Source organism: Shewanella japonica (assembly GCF_002075795.1).
Taxonomy (GTDB): domain Bacteria; phylum Pseudomonadota; class Gammaproteobacteria; order Enterobacterales; family Shewanellaceae; genus Shewanella; species Shewanella japonica.
The window spans coordinates 982821-996362 of record NZ_CP020472.1 but is presented as its reverse complement, the minus strand read 5'-3'; the positions used below and the strand labels follow the sequence as shown (position 1 = coordinate 996362).

The following is a 13542-nucleotide window of genomic DNA, read 5'->3' as shown; positions in this document are numbered from 1 at the left end:
CTAGCGCACTTGTCATTTTTCATTTGCCATTTTTCACTTTGCATATCCTTAAGCCTTTCGTATTTTTAGCCTCTGTTTTGAACATTGATCTTACGCCGATTAAGTCGATATCAGTTAATCTGCTCACACAATTTCGATTCTGGTTGTGCTTTAGAAGCAATGTTTCATTCTTTATCATTTACAATGTCATCACGACAATAAATAATAACGCCAATTATGATTTCTCTTGAGCTGAACTATGTCTACTACTAATAACGCTGAAATTTTTGCTAAGGCAGAACAAATATGTCACAACAAAGGCGTTAAACTTACAGCGAAAAGAAAAAATGTATTAGGTGTGTTACTTGATTCTAGTAAGCCATTATCTGCTTATGAAATTGTCGATATATATCGCACGACTCATAATGAATCATTAGCGCCAATGTCTGTTTACCGAATGCTGGATATATTGAGTGAATTGGCATTTGTTCATAAACTATCATCAGAAAACAAATACCTTGCTTGCTCACACATCACTTGTACTCATGAGCATCAAGTCCCGCAGTTTTTAATCTGCAAAAGCTGTGGCAAAGTTGCAGAAAAAGGCATTCAAACCAGTGTAATCGAAGCATTAAAAGAAAGTATTAACCAAGCCGACTTTCAGCTTCTTAACTCTCAAATAGAATTACAGTGCCTCTGTAATGACTGTGCTAATCCAAGCGAGAAAGGCTAATTCTTCACAAGGTAGCATTCTGCCAGTCATACTAAAAAACAGTGATGACCTCGTTACATTGATAATAACTGTATAAGGGTTAACGAGGCTTTTACCTCGTGAGCCCAACGATTGCTTAACGCTTGTGTCAACGTCCAAATTAAACAAACATCTAAGCTAATCAAGCCTTAAGCTGGCAATTTCTAAACAAAAAAGTAACTAGAGCTTACCCAAGCCTAGCTAAATCCCCCTTCTTTCGTTGACTTAATTGCCCCTCTATTTAACTGATTTTGCCCTTTAACATCGTTCATATTTTCCTGTTCATCGACTCCTGTCACAATTGCTCTTCCCTATAAAAACGCGCTTGCTCCCATGGACAACACAGATTCATGTGGTGTTAAAAAGTTAAAATACAACCAACTTGCATATTTGTTCCTTATTTCTTCCTTATTTGTTAAATACAATCAAAATAACCCAACATTTTTTCAAAATAATTATAACCTTGGTGTCTAATATGCAGTTCAAATTATCCCTTCTGTTAACCACTTTCTTTGGTGTTATTAGTTTAACCTCACCAGTAAAAGCCAGTGGAATCGACTCTGACGATGATGGTGTAGCCGACGCAGTTGATGTGGACATTGATGGCAATGGTTTAATCGAAATCAATAGCCTTGAGCAATTCAACAATATCCGTAATAACTTAGCGGGCACAGCTTATGACAACGGTATTAGTGAGAGCACAACAGGTTGTGGTAATAACGACGACATTATTGCTTGTTTTGGTTATGAGTTAACCACTAACTTAGATTTTGATGAAAATGATGATGATGTTAAGAACGACACCTACAATACAGGTGAAGGTTGGACACCTATTGGCACCCTCGCTGCACCGTTTACTGGTACGTTTGACGGTAATCATTTCACGATTGCAAACCTGTACATCAACAATACGTCTTTAACAGGCGATGACGACAGTCTTGGCTTATTCGGTCATGCTGAAAATACCACTATCGAAAACCTTCATGTTAATGGTCAGGTAACAGCTAGCGGTTATTACGTTGCCGGCCTAGTTGGTTACATCTATGGTAGTACCCCGAGTGTCATGACCAACATCTCATTTACCGGAACAGTACAAAGCAATCAATCTGGGGCTTATGCCGGCGGTATTGCTGCTCGAGCGAGCCAAGCAACGGTTAAGCAATGTTTAGCCACTGTTGATGTAACAGGACAAGGTGATGCTGGTGCATTTGCAGGAGAGCTCGTAAATGGTAGCGTTGAAAACTGTCTAGTCAATGGCTCTGTCATTACCTCTGGCACTGTCGGCGGCGGTTTTATTGGTAACCTTTCAAGTGCAGACGTCACTAATGTCGCCTCTCATGCTAAAGCCGAGGCGAATAATGCAGTGGGCGGCTTAATTGGCAGCGTTGCTTCTTCATCGTCAACCATCACAAATAGCTTCTCAACAGGTTCTGCTAAGCAAGCATTTAATAAAGGCGGACTAACAGGCTCTGCACTTGGGACTGTGACAGATTCATACTGGGATACCCAAGCCAGTGGCAACGCGTCAAGTGGCTCAGGTACTGGCTATACCACAACTGAGTTACAAGCGCCGGTTACTAACGCTGGTATCTATGCCAATTGGGATGAAGCCTATTGGGATTTTGGTACATCTAGTCAGTACCCTTCACCTATTATCAACGGTGTTGCTTTTCACGATAGAGATAATGATGGCGTTCCAGATTCATTAGACGCTTTCCCTGATGACGCCGCAGAATGGGCAGATACTGATAACGATAATGTCGGTGACAATGCTGATGCTTTTCCTAATGATCCAACAGAATGGTCAGATACTGACGGCGATTTAATTGGTGATAATTCAGATCCTGACGCCGACAACGATGGCGTTGCCAATGAATCAGATCTATACCCATTTGATGCGACAGGATCAACTGCTGCGCACGATGTTGATATTGACGATGATGGCTTAATTGAAATCTCAACATTGGCCCAGTTACACGCGATGCGTGATGACTTAGCCGGTAATAGCTTAAGTGGTGTTACCGCAGGTTGTGCCGGTTTAACTGACGGTACAGGTTGCATAGGTTACGAATTAACCACAGATTTAGACTTCGATACTGATTCTGACGGCGATCTGTCAGATGAAACCTACTACAACGCAGGTGAAGGTTGGCAGCCTATTGGTACTTCCGATGACCGCTTTGCCGCCAACTTTAACGGTAATGGCTTCACCATTCATAACCTATTTATCAATCGCCCAGATGAAGACTATCAAGCGCTATTTGGTTATGTAGCCACGGTTAGTGTCACGAATATTAATATCGACGGTGATTTAACTAGCGTCACAGGCTTGAATAACTCAGCATTCTTAATTGCCCGAAACAGCAGCGCTGATTCAGCGGTGCTGAGCAATATTAACGTGCAAGGTACCATCCTTGGTAATGATGACAGCGGTTTAGTTGCAGGTCGACTTTATAACTTAGATGCGGATCAAGTTCATGCACAAGGTAATATCACGTCGATTTCTATTACTGGTGATGCAGGTTCTGATACCGGTGGTTTGTTTGGTCAATTATCAGGGACCAACACATTAGATAACGTGAGTTTTGAAGGCGATATTCAGGCCGTGACGTCTGCAGGCGGCTTAATTGGTGATGCTGAAAGTGTCACTATTAACGATAGTTACGCGATTGTAGATATTACCCTGATTGATGAAGCCGGCATTGAGACAGATATTGAAGTCGCAGGCGGTCTTATCGGTAAAATTGAAGGCACAAGCGTGTTAACCCGAGTGTTTGCCCAAGGCAGCATTACTGCACCCAAGATTCTAGGTGGTTTAATTGGTGATATTGATGGTGCGACAGAGGTGGTTGACTCATACGCTGATGTTTCCCTGTTAGGTGACTCGATTATTGGTGGTATCGCAGGTGACTTAAATGCAGATTCAACATTTGAGCGTGTCTTGGCATATGGTGCTATTAACACCAATGATGATCAAAATATTGATACAGGTGGCCTTTTAGGTTACAGCTCATCAAATACATTATCTGTTGTGTATGCCCTTTGGGATACCGAAGCAACTGGCATATCGAGCACATTCAACAGTTCAGGCGCGGGTTATACATCTGAAGAACTGCAATGCCCTACAACACCTGTTGATGTTAATTGTAACAGTACCGCTTATACAAATGACTGGTCTTCAGCCAACTGGGATTTCGGCACGTCCGAGCAATATCCAGCATTATTATTAAGTGGCAATTTATACCGCGATGCTGATGCAGATGGCTATTGGGCGTTTGAAGATGCATTTGATGACGATGCGAGTGAATACCTAGATACTGATAACGATGGCGTGGGTGATAACGCAGACGCCTTCCCTAATGATCGTAATGAACAATACGATACCGATGCTGATGGTGTTGGTAACAACAGCGACCTTGATGATGATGGCGACGGCATTTCTGATAGCGATGAGCTTCTTTATGGATTAGATCCTCTAGATGACAGCGACGCTTTCGCTGATCTTGATGGGGACGGTATTATCAATATTGATGAATTACAACAAGGTACCGAACTTAATGATGCAGACGATTATGTTAACGTCTTAGATGAAAACTTTAATCATGGTGAAGTGTCCTACTATGACTTAAATGATGGTTCAACTGATGACTTTGAACTACATGGTATTGCTCAAGACGGTAATCAGTTTTTACTGACAGGTTATTATTATGATGAATACTCAGATGAAGATTATGGCGCAATTGGCCGAATTAACGCCACCAGTGAGCTAGATAACAGCTTTAGTGATGATGGTATTTATTCCGGTAGTGAAGATGACATTGGCACCTACATAGAAAATATCATTAAGATCAGCAACGGTGGTTATTTAGCAGGTGTAAGCTACTACGGAAGCAATGCGACCATCGCGGCTATCACCTCTGACGGTCAGCTCGATACTAGCGTTTTCTCTACTGAAGCTAACCCTGGGTTTTATTATGCAACCGGCAGCAAAAGACATGCCCCGATTGTATACCAAACAAGTCAAAATGAATTCTACATTGGTAGCCAGAGCGACGGTTCAAACACTAAGTTTTACATCGAAAAATTAACCGCTGATGCCATCTTAGATGAGACTTTTGGTATCAATGGTAAGCTCACCTTCAACTATGCTGGCAATTATAACGTTGAATCCGTTAGGCATTTTTTCGAACAAGCCAATGGTAATATTCTGATTGCTTTTTCCATAAATAGTAATTTACGTTTCATTGAAATTAGCCCATCAGGTGAATTGAATACTGACTTTGGCGAAGATGGTTTATTAAACCCAGAGGTAAGCTATAACGACGTTATCCAGTTAGCCGATGGCCGCTATATCATCCTATTCGACGGCAATTATAATGATGAAGCTGGTCTTCATTTGGTTATGTATACGCCAGAAGGTGAAATAGATACCAGTTTTGGTCTTAATGGCTACTTTAGCTTCACTGAAGAGTTATCAAGCTTTGAAGCGCTTAACGTATTTGAACAAGCTAATGGCACATTATTAATTGCCAGTAAATTTAATTACAGGGGCAATAATTATGGTACACAACTTGTACAGGTAACCAATGATGGTCAACTTGATACACGCTTTTATAGCGCAGGTTATGCAAGAGCCGTTTATAGCGAAGATATTTCCATCGATTTTGCAACCAAGCTAGACAACCATAGCGTGATTTTTGCAGGTGACGATGATGAGACTGACCATCTTGTCGCCACGATAGCCATGGCGAATCCTTACGATCATGACTTTGATGGTGTGCCAGATAGTGAAGATGCCTTCCCTGAAGATGCAAACGAAAGTGTTGACTCAGACAACGACGGCTATGGTGACCAATCAGATGCCTTCCCTTATGACAGTAATGAATGGCTAGATACTGATAACGATGGCGTAGGTGATAACGCAGACGCCTTCCCTAATGATCGTAATGAACAATACGATACCGATGCTGATGGTGTTGGTAACAATGCTGATAACGATGATGCCGGTGACTTAGTCACTACTTATGGCTTAAACGGTATTGCTTCAGCTTATGTGCATAACGGCGATAGAGAAATTTATATTACTGACGCCATTGCTCACGATAATGGTCTGTACCTTGTCGGTAGTGCATATTACGACGCCCATACTGATGATAGCGGTGTAATCATTGATATGGATAATTCAGGTGGCATTAACACAGACTTTGCTGAAAGCGGCGTTCTTTATGCATTAAATCAAGGTCTAGCAACTCACTTTAAACTAGCACTAACAAATGAAAGCGGTATTAAAGTCGCAGGTGATAAAGACAATCAAGTATTTATCGCTCAGTATGATGCAACTGGTGCTTTAGATACTAGCTTCAATGAAACGGGTATTTACGATAATGAAGATGGCTTCATTACTCGTGGTGTTGATGTTGCCTCAACTTTATCTGATGGCAGCACGGTAATTTACGGTAAGTACACCTACCAAAACTTCGCACATAAGCTCAGCAGTGACGGCACTTTTGATACCAGCTTTGGTGATGCGGGTAGTTTATCTATTGGTGCTACTGAACTTGGTAGTTACGTCTTTTTCATAGATGCGTTAGTGCTTGATGATGATAGCCAAGTGTTAGCAATGCAGAAACAAGATCGCACTTTCTATCTGACCAAAATTGACGTTGATGGCAACATTGATACTAGCTTTGGTACGGATGGCGAGCTCGCACTTGATAGCGATATGTTTGCCCGTTCTATTAAATTAGCTAAAGACGCAGAAGGCAATGTTTACGCTGCGGGTACAACATCAAACGTTGCTAAACGACTCAGTGTGCTGAAAATTGTTGATGGCCAACTTGACAGCACATTTGCAGACAATGGTTATTCGGCCAACGATTTTGACGAAGATGTTAGCGTCTGGAATGTTCAAGATATTCAGATTCAACGTGACGGCCGTATACTCGTATTGAGTGGTGTAACGGCTGATTATGCCCACGTTGTTCGCTTTACTGAAAATGGTGAATTAGATAGTCAATTCAATACCGTAGGCTATGTTCGCTTAGATGTACAAGATTACGACCCAATCAAATTAATCCTTCAAGACGATGGTAACTTGTTAATCGCCGGTTCTGACTGGAATGGTTTTGGCATTCACCTAGTCAACATGCTTAATGACTTTGACCTAGACGGCGATGGCTTAACCAACGCTAATGATCTCGATGATGACGCTGATGGCGTTGAAGACACCAGCGATGCCTTCCCTCTTGACCCAACTGAAACGTTAGATTCAGATAACGACGGCGTTGGTGACAATGCAGACGCCTTCCCAAATGACGCAACTGAAACCTTAGATACTGATAACGACGGTGTCGGTGACAATGCAGACACATTCCCGAATGACGCATCTGAAACGGTAGATACTGATAACGACGGTGTCGGTGATAATGCAGACGCATTCCCGAATGACGCATCTGAAACGGTAGATACTGATAACGACGGTGTCGGTGATAACACGGATGCTTTCCCAAATGACGCATCTGAAACCTTAGATACTGATAACGACGGTGTCGGTGACAACGCGGATGCTTTCCCAACGGATCCAACTGAAACATTAGATTCTGATAATGACGGTGCCGGTGACAACACTGATGCTTTCCCGAATGACGCCTCTGAAACGGTAGATACTGATAACGACGGTGTCGGTGATAACGCGGATGCTTTCCCGAACGACGCATCTGAAACCTTAGATACTGATAACGACGGTGTCGGTGATAACACGGATGCTTTCCCAAATGACGCCTCTGAAACGGTAGATTCAGATAACGACGGTGTTGGTAATAATGCAGATGCTTTCCCGGATGACGCAACTGAAACCTTAGATACTGACAACGACGGTGTCGGTGACAATGCAGACGCATTCCCGAATGATGCATCTGAAACATTAGATTCAGATAACGACGGCGTGGGTGATAACGCGGATGCTTTCCCGAATGACGCATCTGAAACATTAGATACGGATAACGACGGCGTCGGTGATAACGCGGATGCGTTCCCAACGGATCCAACTGAAACGTTAGATACGGATAACGACGGTATTGGTAACAATGCTGATAATGACGATGATGGTGATGGTGTCATCGATGCGAATGACCCTAACCCGCTCGATCCTAATGACTCAGACACACAAGCACCTGTGATCAGTCATGTTGAAAGTATGACATTTGAAGCAACAGGTGAGTTAACTCAAGTGCAAGTACCTCAGCCATCTGTGATGGATGATAACGATGCTTCACCTGAACTAACAGTGGATACGGATAACTTCACCTTTAGCTTAGGTGAGCATGTCATCACTTGGACTGCGACTGATATGTCAGGCAACCATTCAAGTGCTGAACAAGTTATCACCATTGTCGATACTACAGCGCCAAGCTTTGACGATTTAATCGATATGTCAATTAATGCTCAGGGGCGTTTAACTAATATTGCTAACTTAGTGTCGCTATCTGCAACTGACTTGGTCGACGGTGACATAAGTGTAAATATTATGGGTGACACTTTACTGACTTCAGGAAGTCATATTGTTGAAGTAGAAGCAACTGATGCCCTTGGTAATATGGCTGTATCGTCATTTAATCTCGACATTGTGCCAATGCTAACCTTGCCTTCTCAGCGCCCTGTTGAAGCTAGCGGCGAATACACTATTAATGCTTACTTAAATGGTGAAGCGGCGAACTACCCAGTGCAGATTTCATATAGCTTACTCGTTAATGGGTTTGTTAATAATCAACTGGTTGCAAATATTGAAGCAGGTCAAGTTGGGCAGCTCGACATAGCGATTCCTGAAAGCGTGACTAACGAAGATCAATTACAGCTTCAGTTAGATTATGGTGTAAATGCATTTATTGGTGATGCCAACATAACTGAATTAACCCAGATAGAACGAAATGTTGCGCCTAGAATGAACCTCACAATGCGTCAAAATGGCCGAGTAATTAGTGTTATCGATGCCAATAATGGCATGGTTACCATCACTGCTAATGTGCGTGATATTAACCAAAACGATACTCACAACCTCACCTGGTCAAGTATTGATGGACTCGTTGATGCAGCCATTGACGAAAACCTAATGACATTCGAAATAGACCCAAGCTTATTGCAGTCTGGTGTTTATCAAGTTAATGCTATTGCTACTGAAACCAATACTTCTGATGTCTTCTCTGTCTCTCGCACGGCGCAATTGGTGATTGCCGACTTGCCAGCGTTAGGCAGTGATGTTGACTCAGATAATGATGGTATCCCAGATAGCGATGAAGGATATGCTGATAGTGACGGTGACGGTATTGCTGATTATTTAGATAATGATGCTAACGACACCCGCTTACCGACGCAGAACGATGCAGAGCCAGCTCACACCGAAGACGGCTTATCAATGACGCTTGGATTGTTTGTGTCTCGACTTGGTATTACCGCAGATTCAGCAAGCTTTTCAATTGAAGACTTAATCGCGTTATTACAAGCTGGCGATGCCGATCCTCAAGATGCGTATTTTGAGACTATCACGCCTGTTTATAACTTCATCGTTAATGGATTAAGTGAGCAAGGTGAATCTGTTGCAGTGGTGATTCCATTAGCAGAAGGTCAAACATTACCAGCTGATGCTATATACCGTAAGTACAACCCATCACTAGGCTGGTATAGCTTTGTTGTTGATGCCAATAACAACATCAGCTCTGCATTGGCGGATGAAAACGGTAACTGCCCACTTGTTAATGATGCAACTTATGCTCAGGCCTCAGCGCAAGGATTAGTCGAAGGTAACAACTGTATTCGATTACTCATTGAAGACGGTGGTCCTAACGATATCGACGGTCTCGCCAATGGCTCAATTGAAGATCCTGGTGTGGTTACCGTGCAAACAGGTACACCTCCTGTGAATACTGCGCCATCACTAGTGCTTGAGAGCCACAACAGTGAAGTTGAAGAAAACAGCAGTATTACCCTGATAGCTGTCGGTAGTGATGCAGAGGATGACTCACTGAGTTATCAATGGCAGCAGTTATCAGGCCCAGCTGTGATACTTGAAAATCAAACAACCAATCAACTGACTCTGACAACACCAGAAGTCAGCACTGATGAAGTGATTGAGGTTCAAGTCACGGTATCTGATGGCGAACTCAGTTATTCAGTAACAACCAGTTTAACCGTTACCAATAAAACTGAGGTAGAAACTGAAGAACCTACGCAGCCCGAGCCTGAGCCAGAGTCAAACTCGAGCAGTGGTGGTGCCATTGGTATTTGGTTCATGTTATTGATGCTAATCAGCTTCAGTCGCAGAAGGTACAAATAAGCGTAGACAAGCCGACAGTACTGCATAAAACCTAGCGGATCGCCTTAACAACGTCGCCATCTTCTTTATTACCGCAAAAGAAGATGGCGGCACAACAAATCAACAAGATAGCAATAAGTTATTTACTATGGGAGAATAAAATCTAAACTTGTAATAGCCATGGACGTTTTACAATACTTAGCTGTTTTGTAATAACTAAAAGGGGTAGTGCTGGAACAAGGAACGACCAGCTGCGGTATACCACATGAACGAAACACAAGAAAAACATAAAATTTTAATTGTTGAAGATGATCTTGATATTGCCGAAAGCTTGGCATTATTTTATCACCACCATAACTTAGAAACGCTTCATATTGATGATGGTGCTAATGTGATTCAAGCGGTTTCAACATACCAACCTGACCTTATCGTCTTAGATATCATGCTACCCAATAAAACAGGGATAGAATGCTGTGAAGAAATAAGGCAATTTAGCAATGTACCCATCATCATGCTCACCGCCAAGGTCAATCAATCTGATAAAAATATTGGCCTTAGCACGGGTGCTGATGACTATCTGTGCAAACCTTTTGACACGATGGAACTTATCCTCCGCTCAAAATCACTGTTAGCCCGCACTCACGGAACGGTTAGCTTTTCAAAGCTCACCGTCGACCCAGAAAAAGGCAAAGTGGTTTATCAAGACAAAAAGGTCGAGCTATCTACTCTTGAGGCAAGCTTATTTTCACTGCTGTATAACAAACCTGACAGGATCTATTCACGCGATGAAATATTAGATCTGGCCTACCCTCAATATCGTCATATCACTGATAGAACGATCGACAGTCACGTAAAAAAAATTCGCAATAAGTTTAAAGAGGCTGGCATTACTGAAAACCCTATAGAGTCGGTTTATGGAGCAGGCTATCGCTTCTGTCTTCGCTAAAACAAGCACAGTCCAACTCATCAGCAGCACTTTAAGTTTATTCATTAAAGTGCTGCTGGTTGTTGGCTGTATTTACAGTATCAGTATTGTGCAAGCACAAGGTCAGCCTATCTCCACCTCTGATATCGAAGCTCAACTAAATGACATTACGTCATCATCTAAAAAGGCAGAGTGGCAAGTTAAAGAAATCATCAAAACCGCGACAGGCGATGATCTTGTGCGCGCTCAATTAAAATTGGTCTCTATTTATCGTAAAAGCGGCCAACAAGCCAAATCGGAACAGTTACTAAATGAGTTAGTTACAGCGCTTCCCACTTATCACGATGAACTTAAAATCAAAGTACTGATCAGCGCAGCATTTTTTGAAAGGCGCAAAAATAACTATGCCAAAGCCGCTGATATCATCGTCAATCAGGCCTTGCCTATCGCGTTACCTGAGGCCATAGAACTAGGGCGTTTATATCAACTCGCTGGCGTATTTCTTCGATTGCAAATGAAACTTAAAGAAGCGAAAGAATACCACTTAATTGCACTAGAGATTTTTCAGCAAAACGAAGACTACAACAGTGAAGCCCAGATATTCAGCCAACTAGGCGTGTTGTACGAATCAGAAGGTGATTTAGTGTTAGCCGCAGAATATCAAATTAAAGCCATGCGCTATTTTGAAAGAACAAACGACATTGAAGAACTCGCTGGCAACTATTTTAACCTAGGTGAATTATATTACCGCGCTCACGACTACACCAAGTCACTGAGCTTTTACCTCAAAGCGCTGGATTACGATAAACAACTTAATAGCATTCAAGATATGGGATTTGATTACCACCGAATCGGCAGCATCTATCTTGAAACCAATGACTTTGATAAAGCAATTGACTACACCTATAAAGCCATCGCTATTTTTACAAGCGAGTCTGCCAATCAATTGCTGTCTCGCTCTCACCTGCAAATGGCTAAAATCTACAACAAACTTAACGACAATATTCAACGATTTAAACATTTAACCATAGCGGTAGATACAGCCCAACTGGCGCCAACAGATCATCAATTAAGGCAGGTCTGGCATGACTTAGGCGCTTATTATTTAGAAAACTTTGATTACCCTAGAGCAAAACAATATCTAGAAAAATCACTCGTTATCTCAAATAAACTTGGCCTGCTAGATCATCAACTCAGTGACAATGAATTACTCAGTAATATTCACCACGAACTAGGTGAATACGATGATGCCCACCAGCATCTAGAGTCAGCGTTTAAGATAAAACTCCAGCTTCATTCGGAGCAAAGAATTAGAGAAATCGAGAAACATAAGCGTGATATTGACCTGCTCGAAGAACAGATTAAAGTCGCTAAATTACAGGAAGAAAATAAAGCGGTTGAAGCGGAAGCTGAGGTCCATAAAACCATCTCTCAAGGCGTGATATTTATCGCCTTAGTGTTGCTTTTTTTTGTTTACGGTTCTGATTTACTTTTTCTATCAACGCCGTAAATTGGCAATATTAAAAGCCAATCTTTACCAAGATGCCTTAAATCAAAAAAATCAGATTCTAGCGGATGTTTCTCACGAGCTGCGTACCCCGTTAACCGCACTCAAATTACAGGTAGATGCACTAAAATATCAACTGGTTGATGATGTTGACTTAAGTTATCAAAAACTCGGTACTAAAATCGATGATTTAAACCACCTGATCAGCGATATATACGAGCTCGCCTTGTCTGATGTCAATGGTTTATCGTTTGAAGCAAGCCAAGTCGACTTTGTCCCTATCTTAATGAACTGGGGCGAAGAATTTGAACACTACGCTAGCGCCAAAGGTTTTGAGTGGCATCTGGCTATTAACGCCAATACAGCGCTGGTGAATATCGACACAGACCGCATCAAACAAGTGCTATCTAACTTGCTCACTAACAGCATTAAATACACGGATGCACCCGGTCAAATTTCATTGAGTCTAGCGGTTAATTCAAACAACTTAATACTAGTATTAAAAGACAGTTCTCCTGGCGTACCAGATGAAGAACTCGAAAAGATATTTGAACGACTCTACCGAGTGGAGAAGTCTCGCAATAGACGCACAGGCGGCTCAGGCCTTGGCTTGTCTATCAGCCAAAACATCATCGAAGCTCACGAAGGCACTATCTTCGCCTCCAAAAGTGACCTCGGCGGCCTAGCCGTCACTATTCGCATTCCACTATGTCAGCAGTAATTTCACCCACATAATCACCGAATAAACTCACTCAAGCTTTATAAAATTCCAGCCAAGAAAAAGCGACTCGACAGTCGCTTATTAATAACTTTACATTGATTGCTTCGCTGGTAAACCCAACCCTAAGCAGTGCTAATGCCGAAAGTAAAACAAAAAAGCCGCTGTTTTTCGACACGATATTGACTGCTGTCAATGAGTATCGAAAAACTGCAGCTGATACAGTATGACTAACTAAACACCTGAAATTGCGTCTCTGGTGCCTATCCAATTAACCCGAGTAGCGTTACTGCCGATAGTAAGACAAAAAAGCCGCTGCTTTTGGCCACGGAGTTGACTGGTGTCAATGAGTAGC

General features: G+C 42.2%; 5 protein-coding genes. All 5 read left to right on the top strand.

Annotated elements, in window-relative coordinates; genetic code table 11:
* Positions 1 to 238: 238 nt before the first annotated feature.
* Positions 239 to 712, top strand: a complete 474-nt coding sequence (locus SJ2017_RS04185; RefSeq protein ID WP_080914962.1) for a Fur family transcriptional regulator — start codon at positions 239 to 241, stop codon at positions 710 to 712.
* Positions 713 to 1205: 493 nt separating this feature from the next.
* Positions 1206 to 10058: a choice-of-anchor U domain-containing protein gene (locus SJ2017_RS04180; protein WP_080914961.1), complete on the top strand. Its 8853-nt coding sequence runs from the start codon at positions 1206 to 1208 to the stop codon at positions 10056 to 10058.
* A gap of 244 nt (positions 10059 to 10302) precedes the next feature.
* Entirely contained in the window at positions 10303 to 10983 is a 681-nt protein-coding gene (locus tag SJ2017_RS04175; protein ID WP_080914960.1) for a response regulator, read from the top strand.
* Positions 10952 to 12472, top strand: coding sequence for a tetratricopeptide repeat protein (locus tag SJ2017_RS04170; protein WP_080914959.1), 1521 nt, complete (start codon positions 10952 to 10954; stop codon positions 12470 to 12472). Before SJ2017_RS04175 ends, SJ2017_RS04170 begins: the two co-directional genes overlap by 32 nt.
* Positions 12432 to 13190 (top strand): sensor histidine kinase, encoded by a 759-nt coding sequence (locus SJ2017_RS04165; RefSeq protein WP_080914958.1) that lies wholly within the window; start codon positions 12432 to 12434, stop codon positions 13188 to 13190. The genes SJ2017_RS04170 and SJ2017_RS04165 overlap by 41 nt, the downstream gene beginning before the upstream one ends.
* The last annotated feature ends 352 nt before the right edge of the window (positions 13191 to 13542 follow it).